Below are 14,500 nucleotides of genomic sequence, written 5' to 3'. Positions count from 1 at the left end.
CAGTGCAGCGCTGATGTCCGCAAATGATTTTGCCTTAACGCTGTAAGGCCAGACTAAACATGATAACGATAGTATCAATACTATCAGTTTGTTATGTGACATCGCTATTCCCACCGGCTGTGGGGGCATCAGGTTACAGATGGCCTCCCATGCCAATTACACTCTATTCAGGATAGACCTGATTCGGTGAGATGGATACTTTACAAGCCTCTTTACAGCTCTCTTTACAGGTAACAGGCGGTGGTTTAATCCGAGTGTCTATACGTTTTACCTAGGGGTTACTCGTTTACCGTCGTCCACCTCATCACTCGGATGGTTGATGACTTTTTCACCGGCCTCTATACCTTTGAGTACCTGAGCCATTAATCCGTTCCGTTGTCCTATGATTATTTCCCGCCGTCTGGCATAACCCTCTTCCACAACAAACGCGGCCCAACCGTTGTGATAACGAAACAGGCTACTTGATGGAATTTGCAAAACCTCTTGCTGTTGCCAGATGATAAAGCTGGCTTCTACACGATAACCGTCGCCGAGGCGTTGCCATAGCGCCTTAGGTGAAGTGAAATCAGAAATGATCAGGACACGCTGTTCTTCCACACCCAGTGCTGAGATTTTAGTTGCACCAATCGGTTCAATGTTACGCACAACACCAGTGAGTGGCTGTTCGCCTCCCCAGCGATCAAATATAACCTCCATACCGGGCGCGATGCGTACGGCGTCGGCAGACAGTACATCAACTTCAATTTCCAAGGCAGTAGGATCACCTATTTCCAATAGAGGCTCACCGGTCACAACAGGCCCTTCACACTGGCGTGCAATTTTAAGAATTTTGCCATTGATAGGGGAGCGCACCAGCACTCTTTCTTCGTTTGTGTTTTCTGCTGTGTTGAGCGATTCATCTTGGCCGGATGCCGAGTATTGCAGCATTGTGCGGGCTGCTTCGCGATCGTATTCTGCAACTTCTACTCTGAAGTCGGCTGAGCGTTTTGCCGCAGACGTGGTTTCTACCGCCGTGTTGGCTTTGTCTATTATCTCGCGGGAGATCAGACCTTTATCGGCCAGCGGCTGTAAGCGGTTGCGTTCAAGAATGGCCAGCTGCGCAGTGGCTGCAGACGCCCGGGCCTGTTCCTGCGCGGCATGTAAGGCCGACTCAGCAGAGGCTAAGCGTGCTTCTGCCTGCGCGCGGCTACGCGGATCAAGAACCTCAGATGCCAGCGGCGTAATGCCTAAGAGGACTTGTCCTTGTGTAACGCTATCTCCGACTTTAAGCTGCTGCCGACAGGTTACGCCATTAACCGGCGCGGCTATAACATAGCGGTCAATAACCCGGGTACGCCCTTCCTCTTCAATGGTGATGATCAGGGGGGCGTATCTGGCCGGGACGACGTCCACCAGTATCGGTTTTGGCCAGAAGCCCCAAATCATTAAGCCGGTTAGCAGAATAGCGATCAGTGCAACCACAGGGTGCTCTCGTAACAGAGGACGCATCAACTTACTCCTTACTCTTCAATACAGCTACCATATCCAGATGCGCTAAATTGCGCCATATCATGACGGCAGAAATCAACGCGGAGACAATCACCACCAGTGCGGCGAAGGCAAATACATCGCGATGCAGTACCAATGGAATGCGGTACAGATCGCTGTCGAACTGAAAAGCCAGAAAAGCACACAAGCCATAACCGATGAGTAACCCGAGTGGGATGGCGAGCAGGGTTAATAGTCCCAGTTCACCGAGAAGAATATAGGCAACTTCACTCCGCCGAAAACCCAGTACCCGCAAGCTGGCGAGCTCACGGTTACGCTCAGATAAGGCAATACGCATGCTGTTGTAGATCACGCCAAACGCTATGCTTGAACCGAGTAACGTCGATATAAAGGTAAAAAATAAAATAGTCTCGGCCATGGTGTCATAAAAAGATTTAATGGCTGATCGTTGTTCGATAACGCCTGCAATGCGGGGCATGTTCTTGAGTGCGATATAGACTTCTTTTTGGTAATGGGGATCGACCTTTAACCATGCTCCCGATAATGCATTACCCTCTTTCAGCAGGCGGTTGAGGGCGTCTTGTTGCATATAAACATTAACCCCCATATATTCTTTGGCGGTGCCGACCACGAGAGCCTGTACTGTTGTGCGGTTACCTTCTAATACCTGCATGCTGAGCATGTCGCCAGGTTTGATCTGCAGCAGTTCTGCCAGATAATCGGTAAGAATAACCCCCTGCGCAGGTAGATCTATGGGCTCTAAACGGCTATCGAGCAGGCGTAAGAGGTCGCCGTCTGACTGAACCCCCTGAATACCGGTCCGATAGAAGCGGTGTTCAAATGTTAACTTAGCCGGTACGGCTCTAAAGCCTTCTACCTGTTCTACGCCGGCTAAGCTGCGTAATGAATGCAGTGATTTTGCAGAGGTAGGCTCAGTATAAATAGCCGTCAGGTCGCTACGTTGGCTCATGTCAAACTGCACCTCTACCATGTGATTGATTGCACCTTCCTGAAAACCGCCAACCATCATAGTGCCACACGCCATACTGATGCCTAATGTGGTTAAAAATGATTTAAGTGGTCGGCGTTCAATATGGCGGATAATCATGCGGGTTGGTTGTGAAAACCAGTGTTGCAGCCCCCAGCGTTCAATCATGAGAGGGCGATAGATAGCGGGCGGTTCAGGTCGCATACCTTGAGCTGGCGGTAAGGCGGCTGCTGTGCGCAGCGCATATAATGTGCCGAGAATGGCGACGCTGATGCTGATGAGCGCGGCGGCGATAACCACCTGTGGTTTGAGCACATAAATTAAATATGGCAGGCTGTAGAGCTGCATATAGATGTTGCTCATGCCTTTTCCCATCCAGATGCCTGTGCCGATGCCTGTGATCACTCCGATGCTGACAATCATCAGCACCAGCTTGCTGTAATGCCAGCCTATGGCAAAATTGCTGTAGCCAAAAGCCTTGAGAACGGCGATCTGCTCACGTTCAAGACTGATTAAACGACTGATGACCACATTCAAAAGAAAAGCGGCAACACCAAAAAAGATGATAGGAAATACGGTGGCAATAGTTTTTTGTTGCTTGAGCTCTTCGGATAAAAAACGATGCGACAGCTGGTCTTTGCGGCCAAAGGCACCGGTGCCGCCGTAGGGCTTTAACAGCTCATCAAGCTGGTCGATAACATCTTGTTCGTTACTGTCTTTGCTCAGGGTCAGTGCGACGTTATTAAAAGCACCTTCCATATCGTATGCACTGGCGAGCGGTTTGCGGGCCATCCAGACAATACCGTAGCGCATAGTGTCAGGAAACATGGCGCCGGGAGCAATCTGATACATATACTCCGGTGAGAGTGCGTGCCCGACGACGGTCAGTGATTTGCGCCGACCATTAATGGTGGCGCTCAGTGTTGCGCCAGATTGCAGCTTATGGGCACTGGCAAACTCTTCGCTGAGGAGTATTTCGTTGTCGCTACCCGATCCCAGTAAGCGACCTGAGCGTAAATAGATCTGATTTAATAATCCAGGGCTGCTCTCAGGTAAAGACATTAGGTGAGCACTGACCGGATCATCAAAGCCGGCTACATCAATATTGACGTAAGCGATGACACGGTGCTCCACTTTTTCAACACCGGGTATTTCCTCGATCCTCTTTATTAGTGAGAGCGGGGCGCGCTTGAGCGATGCAAACAGGTGAGCAAAGTGGTTGTTGCGATAATAGGATTCACGCGTTTCAAACAATGAGTCCAGTGTGCTGAGTGACATGATGAAGATACCGACACCGCCGACAATTACCATGGCAATGGCGAGTGCTTGCATACGCATGCCCCACAGTTCGCGCCATAGTTTTTTGTCGAGTGCTTTCATGTTTGCATAACCTCGTCTGTTAGCTTTCAGAGGCCTCGTTTACCATGTCAGCTCATGCGGCGCTAAACGGTGCTGATTAACCTGTATCTGGCTGATGAGTCCGTCGGCTAAGCTGATGATACGGTTGGCCATCTGAGCAATACCGGCATTATGTGTAATTACAGCGGTGGTGGTCCCCAGTTCCTGATTGACGCGTTGCAGTGCCTCCAGAACTACAATGCCGGTTTGAGAGTCGAGTGCGCCGGTTGGTTCATCGCATAACAATACATCGGGCTGTTTTGCGATGGCGCGCGCAATCGCAACGCGCTGTTGTTCTCCTCCGGAAAGTTGTGCAGGGAAATGGTCTAACCGATCCCCCAGACCCACCAGTTTCAATGCCTCTTCCGGTAGTATCGGTGCGCGTGCGATTTCTGTCACAACAGCGACATTTTCACGCGCTGTCAGACTGGGTATTAAATTATAAAATTGGAAAACAAAACCAACATGGTAGCGCCGGTAATCGGTCAGCTCGCTTTCAGTAGCACGGGTTAGATTGCTTTGGCCGTAAAAAACATCACCCGTGGTGGGTGTGTCTAACCCACCAAGGATATTCAGCAACGTTGATTTTCCGCTACCCGATGCTCCCAGCAATACTGCAAATTCGCCTTCGTAAAGATCCAGGTCAATGCCACGAAGTGCATGCACCTGAACCTCTCCCATTTGATACACCTTAGTCACCCCCTTCACATGAAACACACTGTTATGGGCTGATGAGGATGGCGCATCAGGATCCGAAACCTTGTGAGGCATGTCATGAGACATGTTATGAGACATAGGCCACTCCCTTAAAATCTATTTCCAGTATAAGCATGGATACAGTAAGTGGCTTTTGATACGCATCATCGAGAGACGTTATAGTTGCTTAAATTTTGATTAAAAAATTATAAGGGTGATAGACCGGAGGGGCGTGTTACTGGCGTGGGTGTCTCATGGTCAGTACCTGATAGATTATACCCAATGGACAGCAGCTAAGGGACAGTATCTAAGGTTTGTGACTGATAGATGGCTGCTAGATAAGACACCATAATAAGATAACTAAGGAGTGCGTTATAAAACAGGCTTAACATGCCTGCCCATGCTCAGGAAAACTGAGCATGGGCAGAATAATTATATTTCAGCGCTATGGTAGATGTTTTGCACATCATCCAGATCATTCAGCATGTTGATGAACTTCTCAAACATCGGAAGATCCTCTTCACTTACAGGCGCGGTGTTCTGTGGGATGAACTGAATTTCTGCGACCTCAAAATCGATCTCACCAAAGGCATCGGTTAATGCGGTCTTGGCTTTGAAGTAATCGGTATGGGGGGCAAATACCGAGATTGTTCCCTCTTCTGATTCAATGTCGGTCACATCTACATCGGCCATCATCAGGGCTTCCAAAGCGGCTTCTTCGTCATCGCCTTTAAAAACCAGAATAGCGCTGTGGTCAAACATGTGAGCGACGCTGCCAGAGGTGCCGATTTTGCATTTTGTTTTGGTGAAGCAATTACGTACATCCCCAAAAGTACGGTTTGGATTGTCTGTCAGACAGTCGACAATAACCATACAGTTGCCGGGACCAAAACCTTCGTAACGGGCAGGCGAGAAGTCTTCACCGCCGCCGCCTTTCGCTTTGTCGATCGCTTTGTCAATAACGTGGCTGGGCACCTGATCTTTTTTAGCGCGTTCAATTAAGCCGCGTAATGCGAGGTTTCCGTCCGGATCAAGCCCGCCCGCTTTGGCGCATACATAAATCTCTCGACCATATTTACTGTAGACCTTGGCTTTGTTATCCGACGTTTTCGCCATGGATTCTTTACGGTTTTGGTAGGCTCTGCCCATTACGCTGTCTCATTAAAGTGTTAAAAAAGAACAAATATTACAGAGAAGTAATTGTATAGGGAACTGTCAATAAGGCGAAAGCTTTGATGAAGTTTTTCTTTTTGAGATGATGCTTACCCTTTTTCAACCAAATGTCAGGCGTTGAAAGAAAATTGCCAGAAAATGTCAGACAAGAGTAAAGTAACGTCATTAACCATCGCTGGTATTAGCCCGCGTTTCCGGAGATAGATAATGAAAACACTTCATAAAAGTAACTTTTATTGCTGGAGTGCCTTTGATAAAGATAGAAATATCGATTTTCATAGTTATGTTTGGGTGACAGAGCAGGGCAGTATTGTGTTTGATCCGCTTCCGCTTACTGAGCATGATAAGCAACATCTTTTGTCGCTGGGAAAAGTGAGTCATATCCTGATTTCTAATTCAGACCATGTGCGTAATGCCCAAGCTCTGGCGGATGAAACGGGTGCACAGATCTGGGGGCCCGAAGCCGAGAAAGATAGCTTTCCAATTGAGTGCTCGCACTGGTTAAGCGCGGGTAAAAACCTATTACCAGGGTTGGATGTTTATAGCCTTGATGGTTCAAAAACTGATGGGGAGTTAGCGTTTGTGCTGGAAGGCGATACGCTGATAACCGGCGATCTTGTACGCGCTCATGCGGGTGGCAAGCTGTGTATGCTGCCCGATCCTAAGCTACAGGATAAAACTAAAGCGCTTGCTTCCGTGAAAATGCTGGCCTCTATACATGGGATAAAGGCCGTATTAGTGGGGGATGGCTGGCCTGTCTTCAGAGAAGGCGAGCGAGTATTGGCAGAACTTCCCGCTTCTTTACCTTAGCGCGGATTGCCGCCTTTAAGCTCAATGCCGGCTTAAGTTCAATGCCGCTTTAAGCTCAATCTCTGAGATGCCTTGCTGCACCCAAGGGTGAGGCTATTTAAGGTGGCGACCGCCATCAACATGCAGTGTTCTGCCGGTGACGTAGCGGCTCTTGAGCAGGTAATTAACGGTGTCTACTATCTCCTGAACTCCGGGCTCTATCCCCATCAGAGATTTTTTCAGGGTTTTACTGCGGTATTCGGCATCATCGTCGGGGTTGAAAAGTATCATCGCTGGTGCGATTGCGTTGACCTTGATTTTAGGGGCGAGCAGGGCTGAAAAAGACAGGGTCATATTACTGAGTGCCGCTTTGCTGGCAGCATAAGCGATATGCTTTTTACTGCCTTTTTCGACGACGTAATCGGTCAGGTGGATGATATCGCTACACTCGTCTGAACTGGCTTTGAGTAAGTCAGCCAGTGCAAGGTTGATCTGGTAGGGTGTGCTCACATGAATCTGCATCATTCTGTCTAACGTGGACGCAGGCGAAAGCGCGTTGTTGTCGGGCAGCCAGTCAGAGGCATTATGAATAATTGCGCGTAAGCCAGTGTGCCGCTCTTTAATGGTATCAATCAGTGCGCGAATTTGTGCATCATCGTAAAAATCACAAGGATAGAGTTCTGCACCCAACTGACGTAACTCGGTGATTGATTCATATTCGGTACGGTACGTACCTATTACGGGCTGATCTGAAGCTAACAACTGCCGTGCTAATGCGTACCCGATACGTTTACCAACACCTGTAATCAAAATCGGTGCTTTCATAGTGTCACCTTAATCACAGTATTTTTCCAGCGTAAGAGAAACCGAATCTGCAAAGCGCAGGGCATGTGGTTTATCGACTGTCACTGAGGCGTATTTTACCCATGCATGTTGAGTACAAATGTCGAGAACGTCGGCTACCAACTTTTCCAGTAACAAAAAACGCCCCTCTTCAACATGGTTGATGACCTTTTTAGTGATCACTTTATAGTTAAGAGCATCCTTTACATTGTCGGTTTGATAAGCTTTTTCGGCGGGATAGTGGATTTTAATATTAATGACCACATCTTGTTGTTTTTCCATTTCGTCCTGATTGAATCCGATATAAGTACGCAGCCTTAAATTGGTAATACGAATAATGGCGTCACTGATATTCATAGTATTGTCCGTAATCAAATCTATTTAAATTGACCGTGCTTGGTTAATTTTAGTACGTCAAATTTGTCCGTTCGAGGTTTTTTTAGTCTAGCATAGCTACCACGGCTGTATTACGGGTTTATACGCACAATCGGGCATTTCAGATCACGAATAATATGCGTAATTTTTTATTCATTTTTTGTAAATGTACTACACTTTTTCTATTTATCTTCTGCTTTCTATGTAGGTCGCTGTCGGCATTTTTCATTAGGGAAGTACGATATAACTATAAAATAACTATGTATTTTTCCACCCTGGTTATAGATCTTCGTGATAACGATTGGCGGAACCAGGGATCGGGTAATCAAGGAAATAATTGAATGAAAAACCTGAGTTTTAAATACAAGCTGTTGTTATTAATAGTATTTCCTGTGTTTCTCAGTACGTTTTTGTTGGTGAATGAAGTCATCAATAGTTATACGCTAAATAAGCAAACGGGTGAGATATCCGTTTATACCGAATTAGTGACAGTTAATAGTGCGCTGGTTCATGAGTTGCAGAAAGAAAGAGGTGCCACTGCTGGTTTTCTTGGTTCAGGCGGTCAGCAGTTTTCTGATGTGCTGCGTCAGCAAAGGGTAGTGACTAACAAGCTAGAAGAGAAATGGGCTGATTTTATTAGCCGCAATGAGATAGAAAACACGGTGATTAATAGCGTGATGCAAGAAGTAACACGCCAGTTAAAAGCTATTAACGATGTGAGGGGGCGTGTTGATTCCTTGCAGATCCCGTTATCAGAAGCGTTAAAATATTACACGGGCTTAAATGTAAAATTGCTTTCGGCGGGTGCGCTTACCGCTAATCTGAGCGAAAATGTCCATCTGACACGGGCATCATTAGCGTATTACCATTTGTTACAGGCGAAAGAGAGAGCCGGTATTGAGCGTGCCGTTTTGAGTAATACTTTTGCGGCTGATCAGTTTTCTCCGGGCATGTATGAAAAATTTATCACCTTAGTGACTGAACAAAACACTTATAGCCGCATTTTTCTGAATCTGGCTCTGGAAAAGCATTTGGCATTATTTACTGAGTTTTCAAACTCTGCTGTTGTGCAAGAGGTTGAGAAGCTCAGAGGTGTTGCGTCAGAAAAAGCGGATAGCGGTGGCTTTAATATCGAATCTAAGTATTGGTTTGCTGAGGCGACAAAACGGATAGATTCACTTAAAGAGCTGGAAGATAGATTGGCGGTCGATCTTATTTCAGAAGCTAATGAGTTGCAGGGCCAGGCGCAGTTTTCCCTGTTGCTCTACTCAGGGTTGCTGGTGGCATCACTTCTGATCGTGACTGTAATCGCGCTTAATATTATCAGAGGCCTGAACCGGCAGGTGAACTCTTTATCCACAGTGATGCATAAAGTGCAAAAGGAACATGATTTACGCGTGCGGGTGGAGGTCTGTAGCCAGGATGAATTGGGACAATTAGCCGAAGGCTTGAATGCTACGCTGGAGAACTTTTCCAGCGCCATTCATCAGTTGTCAGATAGTTGTAATACGCTGGTGACTATCGCCGATGAAACAACGGGTGTTGTTGAGCATAGTGTTGAGAAACTACACGTTCAGCGAGAACGGACCACACAAGTGGCTGCTGCTGTTGAGGAGTTGTCTAGCGCTGTTCAGGAAGTTGCCGGGAATACCGCACGAACGGCAGATCAGGCGAATACAGCAAATCTGATAGCTCATGAAGGGAATGATGTGGTGCGGGCCTCAGTACTGTCAGTAAATCAGTTGGCTGATGATGTCAGCCTGTTAAGTAAGCTGATCAATAAACTGCATGCCAGTAGCACCAATATCTCCAATGTTGTAGAAGTCATTCATCATGTTTCTGATCAAACCGGTTTACTTGCATTAAATGCGGCCATTGAAGCCGCGCGTGCAGGAGAGCAGGGGAGAGGGTTTGCGGTGGTGGCTGATGAAGTAAGGACATTGGCACATCGTACGCAGAAATCGACCGCAGAGATTGCTGCGATTATTCAAGACTTGCAAGGTGAAGTAGAGGAGGCCTTTGCGCTGGTTGAAAATAATCATAGCATGATGCGTGAAACGGTAGAGAGTACACATAATGTCGAGAACTCTCTGGAATCGATAGTCAATGCTGTTAATGGCATTATGGATATGTCCAGCCAGATAGCGACAGCGTCTGAAGAGCAGGCTGCTGTTATTCAGGATGTGAGCCAGAACTTGACTGTGATTGATGATAGCTCCGATGAGGTGGCGACAGCGGCAGGTCAGATTGCGCACTCTGCGCAAAGTCTATCGAGTATGGCTCATCAGTTAAAAGAGTTGGTACGTGGTTTTAAAGTGTAACTTTATGTGTTTTGGGCAAAGGGTTCCGGTAGCTCGATGGTGACCTGCTGATGCTTGACCGGACAGCGAAAGGTTAGCTTGTAAGCGACAAGTTGTAGTCCCTGCTGGTTTTTATTACCCGTCCCGTATCTGGGGTCTCCCATAATTGGGTGGCCTATACTGTCACAATGACGCCGGATTTGGTGAGTTCTGCCGGTTTCAAGGCGAATGTCGATCAGGCTATTGTTCGTTTCTTCGTTAAAGTTGAGTCGTTTAAAATGAGTGATGGCGTTCTTTTTATCCAGGAGGCGGTCAATAGTGCCGGTTTCCTCTGTTTTTCCTAAAACAATGGCCTGATAGCTTTTTTCGATTTGTTGTGTCTGGAATAAAGAGGATAAGGTTGCTGCCATTTTTTTGCTGTGAGCCACGATAATCAGTCCGCTGGTTTCCCGGTCGAGGCGATGTACAGGAAATACTTCACGTTTGTTATCGTTCTGCTTTTCTATAATACGCAAAATCGACATGTGATCGCCAAACTGGTTTCCCTGAGACATGATGCCTGCCGGTTTAAACCAAACACTATAGCTACGGCGGTCTTCAAGGCACTCGATAACAGGGGGCTTCAATGCCAGCACGCTGTCATCATAGTTCAGTTGTAAAATGTCACCCGGTTTAACCACGGTATTTATGCGGCGAATTCGTTTTGTGTGTTTACCGCGTTTAAGCGAGACGGCGCCTTTGGTCATGGCATCTTTAATGCGTTGCCTGGGGAGTCCGCTGAGCGTGGTTAGTATGGTTGAGGCATTTGCAGAGATTTCTGTAACCGTGTGCGACAGCTCAAGCTTCATGGTTAAATCCGTATTCTGTATCGTGATGATAATTTCAAAAGCAATGTCAGGCGTAACGTTTTTACAGGCGTAACGCTATTTAAGGGTTAGAGCCATGATGTTAAGCCGCACGTTATGCGGGAACTGGAATGCTGAACTGTTCTTTTACCTCTTCCATAACGATATAGCTCTTTGAGTTTTTAACACCCGGTAACGTCAGTAGCATATCGCCGAGTAACGCGCGATATTCTGACATATCTTTGATGCGAGCTTTTAACAGGTAGTCTGAATCGCCTGACACCAGATGACATTCCATAATATAGGGCAATTGATTGACGGCTAAATTAAAATGTTCAAACGCATCCGGAGATTGGTAGGAAAGAGATATCTCAACGAATACCAGCATGTTATATCCTAGTGCTTCCGGATTGAGTCTGGCGTGATATCCTTGGATAAAGCCATCCTTTTCTAAGCGCTTTACCCGCTCAATACAGGGAGTGGTGGATAAACCCACTTTGTCTGCAAGGTCGGTGTAGGAGATACGGCCGTCTTTTTGCAGCCTGCTTAGAATGTTTTTATCGATCCTATCTAATTTCTTCATTTTATAAAATTCTGTCAATTTATTTTTTATCAGTAAAAATAACTATTTTATAACAATAAAACAATAAAAATTTATTGTTGATTTCATTTATTCTAGTCTTATGTCTTGTATCAACTTTGAGAATAAAAATGAAAATAGTGGTGTTAGGTAGTGGTGTTATCGGTGTTACAAATGCCTACTTTTTAGCAAAAGCAGGCCATGAAGTAACGGTTGTTGATCGTCAGCCTGCAGCTGCATTAGAAACCAGCTACGCAAATGCCGGGCAGATCTCTCCCGGGTATTCCTCTCCGTGGTCGGCTCCCGGTGTTCCGTTGAAAGCGGTCAAATGGATGATGCAGGATCTTGCGCCGCTGCGTATTCAGCCAGCGTTGGATCCAGTCTTGTTCAAATGGATGACTAAAATGCTGGGCAACTGCACGGAATCTGCTTATCGCGTCAACAAATCACGTATGTTACGTGTTGCTGAATATAGCCGTGACAGTATGAATGAACTCAACGATGAAGTATCAATCGACTATGATCAGCGTTTTGGTGGAACCTTGCAGGTTTTCCGGACAGAGAAGCAGGTCGTTTCTTCAAAAGCCGATGTTGCCATACTTAAAGAATGTGGTGTCCGTCATGAAGTACTCGACCGTCAGGGTTGCATAGATGCAGAACCTGCATTGGCGCATGTGAAAGAGAAAATTATTGGTGGCTTACGCTTGCCGGGTGACGGCACCGGTGATTGTTTTAAATTTACGCAGGGATTAGTAACAGAGTGTGAAAAATTAGGTGTTACTTTTAGGTATAACACCGACATTAAAGGCCTGGTCCTGGAAGCGGGTAAAATTCAAGGGGTACAGTTGGCTTCAGAAGTACTTAAAGCCGATAGTTATGTGATGGCACTGGGTAGTTATAGCCCTATTATGCTGGGAAAAGTCGGCATTAAATTACCGGTTTATCCTGTTAAAGGGTACTCTCTGACCTTGCCTATTATTGATGAAAGTCGTGCGCCGGTTTCAACGGTAATGGATGAAACCTACAAGATTGCGGTCACTCGTTTTAACGATCGTATCCGCGTGGGAGGCACTGCTGAGCTAACCGGTTATGATATGAGCCTTAAGGCAAAGCGCAGAAACAATGTTGATTTCGTGGTCGGTGACCTGTTCGCGGGCGGCGGCGACCTGGAAAAAGCGGAATTCTGGACAGGACTACGACCTATGACACCAGACGGCACGCCTGTGTTGGGTGCTACTAAGTATCCGAACCTGTTTCTGAATACCGGACACGGTACATTAGGATGGACAATGGCGGTAGGATCAGCCCGCTATGTCAGCGATATTATTTCCGGACGTAAGCCGGATATTGATCCGTCAGGTCTTGGTATTGAAAGATATGTTTAAAAAATCAGCCTGACCGATTATTGTTATGTCACTTGTCATGAACAAATTTAGTGAAACGACCTTTTATCATTTTTTTGAAGAGAATTTATTATGAATCGCAGCATCATTTCTACAGACAAAGCGCCCGCCGCTATCGGTACATACTCGCAGGCTGTTAAAGCAGGTAATACTGTCTACATCTCTGGCCAGATTCCGCTGGATCCTGAAACCATGGAAATGGTGACAGAGTCGTTTGAAGCACAAGCTGTACGTGTTTTTGAAAACATGAAAGCGATCACGGAAGCGGCTGGTGGTTCGTTTACTGATGTAGTGAAACTAACCATTCTCCTGTCTGATATGAAATATTTTCCTCAGGTTAATGAAGTCATGGCGCGTTATTTTAATGAGCCATATCCGGCGCGCGCCGCTTTTGCAGTGAAAGCATTACCAAAAGATGCGGATATTGAAGTTGAATCGATCATGGTCATTGCAGAATAAATTTGACGTTATAAAAGCACAAGGGGTTTTCTATGGGGCGGGCAACACGGGCGATCATTGATGTATCGGCGATCAGTCAAAATTATCGTTTGGCAAAAAAATTAGCACCCCATGCAAATGCAGTGGCGGTGATTAAGGCGGATGCTTATGGGCATGGTGCTGTACGTGTTGCGTTAGCCATGGAGCCCGAAGTTCCGGCGTTTGGTGTCGCCTGTATTGAAGAAGCGCTGGAATTACGCGCAGGTGGTGTGAAAAAACCTATTCTATTATTGGAAGGGTTTTTCACAGCAGATGAGCTGTTGCTGATAGCCGAGCATAATTTCTGGACCGCTATTCACCGCTTAGAACAGATCGATATGCTGGAAGAGGCGCCAATAGCAACGCCGGTTAATGTGTGGCTTAAGCTGGATTCCGGTATGCACCGGTTGGGTTTTGATGCTAAAGATTATCGTCAGGCATATGAGCGTCTGCAGGCATCTGCTAATGTTGCTGATGTTGTGTTGATGAGTCACCTTGCCTGCGCTGATGAACTGGATAAGCCGCATACCATGCAGCAGGCAGTATATTTCGACCAGGCAGTGGACGGTATCTCTGCACCCCATAGCATTAGTAACTCTCCTGCAACGCTGGCTTGGCCTGCTTTGCATCGGGACTGGATTCGCCCGGGATTGATGCTGTATGGCGCGTCACCTTTTGAAGAAGCGCAGGCTAATGCCGATCAGTTGGTGGCCGCTATGACGCTGGAAAGCGAGGTTATCGCTATTCACGATCTGCAGGCAGGTGAGGCAGTGGGTTATGCTGCGTCTTATGTATGTGATAAGCCTACGCGCGTGGGTACGGTTGCTATCGGTTATGGGGATGGTTATTCGCGTTCTGCAGGAACGGGTACACCAGTGATCGTCAATGGCCAGCGAACACGGATTATCGGACGTGTCTCGATGGATATGTGTGCAGTCGATCTGACGGGGCTTTCTGAAGTCGGTATTGGTTCAAAAGTTGAATTATGGGGGCGTCAGGTGAGTATCAATGAAGTGGCACGTCACTGTGGCACTATTCCTTATACGCTGTTTACTGGTGTAACGAAAAGGGTACCCAGACACTATATTTGAGCGGATATCGGTTTAATCAGCACCCCCGGCTTTGAGTCGCGGGTGCTTTTTTCG

13 protein-coding genes are annotated in these 14,500 nt (G+C 46.8%); 5 read left to right on the top strand and 8 right to left on the bottom strand.

Annotation, left to right across the window (positions count from 1 at the left end; translation table 11 throughout):
- Positions 1 to 267 precede the first annotated feature (267 nt).
- The 4 genes from ABY436_RS03635 to ABY436_RS03620 form a co-directional block, all read right to left on the bottom strand.
- On the bottom strand, positions 268 to 1,488 hold the full coding sequence (locus tag ABY436_RS03635) for an efflux RND transporter periplasmic adaptor subunit (RefSeq protein WP_372737667.1): 1,221 nt from the start codon (positions 1,486 to 1,488) through the stop codon (positions 268 to 270).
- 4 nt (positions 1,489 to 1,492) lie between these two features.
- Positions 1,493 to 3,856: an ABC transporter permease gene (locus tag ABY436_RS03630; RefSeq protein ID WP_372737666.1), complete on the bottom strand. Its 2,364-nt coding sequence runs from the start codon at positions 3,854 to 3,856 to the stop codon at positions 1,493 to 1,495.
- Between the two features lie 39 nt (positions 3,857 to 3,895).
- Positions 3,896 to 4,669, bottom strand: a complete 774-nt coding sequence (locus ABY436_RS03625) for an ABC transporter ATP-binding protein (RefSeq protein WP_372737665.1) — start codon at positions 4,667 to 4,669, stop codon at positions 3,896 to 3,898.
- 333 nt (positions 4,670 to 5,002) lie between these two features.
- Entirely contained in the window at positions 5,003 to 5,719 is a 717-nt protein-coding gene (locus tag ABY436_RS03620) for a YebC/PmpR family DNA-binding transcriptional regulator (RefSeq protein ID WP_372737664.1), read from the bottom strand.
- Between the two features lie 231 nt (positions 5,720 to 5,950).
- Here ABY436_RS03620 and ABY436_RS03615 point away from each other — a divergent pair, with 231 nt between their 5' ends.
- Positions 5,951 to 6,553: an MBL fold metallo-hydrolase gene (locus tag ABY436_RS03615; RefSeq protein ID WP_372737663.1), complete on the top strand. Its 603-nt coding sequence runs from the start codon at positions 5,951 to 5,953 to the stop codon at positions 6,551 to 6,553.
- Between the two features lie 93 nt (positions 6,554 to 6,646).
- On the opposite strand, the gene folM is transcribed toward ABY436_RS03615, so the two are convergent.
- Entirely contained in the window at positions 6,647 to 7,357 is a 711-nt protein-coding gene (gene folM, locus ABY436_RS03610; RefSeq protein ID WP_372737662.1) for a dihydromonapterin reductase, read from the bottom strand.
- A 9-nt stretch (positions 7,358 to 7,366) separates the two neighbouring features.
- The gene (gene folX / locus ABY436_RS03605) at positions 7,367 to 7,732 is read right to left on the bottom strand and encodes a dihydroneopterin triphosphate 2'-epimerase (protein ID WP_177201117.1); all 366 of its coding nucleotides are present in this window, start codon (positions 7,730 to 7,732) and stop codon (positions 7,367 to 7,369) included.
- Between the two features lie 359 nt (positions 7,733 to 8,091).
- Here folX and ABY436_RS03600 point away from each other — a divergent pair, with 359 nt between their 5' ends.
- Positions 8,092 to 10,071: a methyl-accepting chemotaxis protein gene (locus tag ABY436_RS03600; protein ID WP_372737661.1), complete on the top strand. Its 1,980-nt coding sequence runs from the start codon at positions 8,092 to 8,094 to the stop codon at positions 10,069 to 10,071.
- A gap of 2 nt (positions 10,072 to 10,073) precedes the next feature.
- Here ABY436_RS03600 and ABY436_RS03595 read toward each other — a convergent pair whose 3' ends face one another.
- Positions 10,074 to 10,898, bottom strand: a complete 825-nt coding sequence (locus tag ABY436_RS03595) for an RluA family pseudouridine synthase (protein WP_372737660.1) — start codon at positions 10,896 to 10,898, stop codon at positions 10,074 to 10,076.
- Between the two features lie 112 nt (positions 10,899 to 11,010).
- Complete coding sequence (locus ABY436_RS03590; protein WP_372737659.1) at positions 11,011 to 11,478, bottom strand: Lrp/AsnC ligand binding domain-containing protein; 468 nt, start codon at positions 11,476 to 11,478, stop codon at positions 11,011 to 11,013.
- A gap of 128 nt (positions 11,479 to 11,606) precedes the next feature.
- Here ABY436_RS03590 and ABY436_RS03585 point away from each other — a divergent pair, with 128 nt between their 5' ends.
- The 3 genes from ABY436_RS03585 (at position 11,607) to alr (ending at position 14,446) form a co-directional block, all read left to right on the top strand.
- Positions 11,607 to 12,860: a D-amino acid dehydrogenase gene (locus tag ABY436_RS03585; protein WP_372737658.1), complete on the top strand. Its 1,254-nt coding sequence runs from the start codon at positions 11,607 to 11,609 to the stop codon at positions 12,858 to 12,860.
- 90 nt (positions 12,861 to 12,950) lie between these two features.
- Positions 12,951 to 13,337: a RidA family protein gene (locus ABY436_RS03580; RefSeq protein WP_372737657.1), complete on the top strand. Its 387-nt coding sequence runs from the start codon at positions 12,951 to 12,953 to the stop codon at positions 13,335 to 13,337.
- Between the two features lie 32 nt (positions 13,338 to 13,369).
- A complete protein-coding gene (gene alr, locus ABY436_RS03575; RefSeq protein WP_372737656.1) occupies positions 13,370 to 14,446 on the top strand; it encodes an alanine racemase in 1,077 nt (358 codons plus the stop codon).
- Positions 14,447 to 14,500 lie beyond the last annotated feature (54 nt).

It is taken from the genome of Neptunomonas sp., from assembly GCF_041601355.1.
In the GTDB taxonomy this organism is placed as follows: domain Bacteria; phylum Pseudomonadota; class Gammaproteobacteria; order Pseudomonadales; family Balneatricaceae; genus Neptunomonas.
The sequence above is the reverse complement of the archived record's forward strand: the minus strand, read 5'-3'. Positions and strand labels throughout refer to the sequence as shown.

What these genes read in the sequence shown, in the direction of transcription:
- folM (WP_372737662.1), bottom strand. Translation starts at nt 7,357, where the DNA reads ATGAAAGCACCGATTTTGATTACAGGTGTTGGTAAACGTATCGGGTAC.
- ABY436_RS03590 (WP_372737659.1), bottom strand. Translation starts at nt 11,478, where the DNA reads ATGAAGAAATTAGATAGGATCGATAAAAACATTCTAAGCAGGCTGCAA.
- ABY436_RS03625 (WP_372737665.1), bottom strand. Translation starts at nt 4,669, where the DNA reads ATGTCTCATAACATGTCTCATGACATGCCTCACAAGGTTTCGGATCCT.
- ABY436_RS03635 (WP_372737667.1), bottom strand. Translation starts at nt 1,488, where the DNA reads ATGCGTCCTCTGTTACGAGAGCACCCTGTGGTTGCACTGATCGCTATT.
- ABY436_RS03600 (WP_372737661.1), top strand. Translation starts at nt 8,092, where the DNA reads ATGAAAAACCTGAGTTTTAAATACAAGCTGTTGTTATTAATAGTATTT.
- alr (WP_372737656.1), top strand. Translation starts at nt 13,370, where the DNA reads ATGGGGCGGGCAACACGGGCGATCATTGATGTATCGGCGATCAGTCAA.
- ABY436_RS03630 (WP_372737666.1), bottom strand. Translation starts at nt 3,856, where the DNA reads ATGAAAGCACTCGACAAAAAACTATGGCGCGAACTGTGGGGCATGCGT.
- folX (WP_177201117.1), bottom strand. Translation starts at nt 7,732, where the DNA reads ATGAATATCAGTGACGCCATTATTCGTATTACCAATTTAAGGCTGCGT.
- ABY436_RS03585 (WP_372737658.1), top strand. Translation starts at nt 11,607, where the DNA reads ATGAAAATAGTGGTGTTAGGTAGTGGTGTTATCGGTGTTACAAATGCC.
- ABY436_RS03615 (WP_372737663.1), top strand. Translation starts at nt 5,951, where the DNA reads ATGAAAACACTTCATAAAAGTAACTTTTATTGCTGGAGTGCCTTTGAT.
- ABY436_RS03595 (WP_372737660.1), bottom strand. Translation starts at nt 10,898, where the DNA reads ATGAAGCTTGAGCTGTCGCACACGGTTACAGAAATCTCTGCAAATGCC.
- ABY436_RS03620 (WP_372737664.1), bottom strand. Translation starts at nt 5,719, where the DNA reads ATGGGCAGAGCCTACCAAAACCGTAAAGAATCCATGGCGAAAACGTCG.
- ABY436_RS03580 (WP_372737657.1), top strand. Translation starts at nt 12,951, where the DNA reads ATGAATCGCAGCATCATTTCTACAGACAAAGCGCCCGCCGCTATCGGT.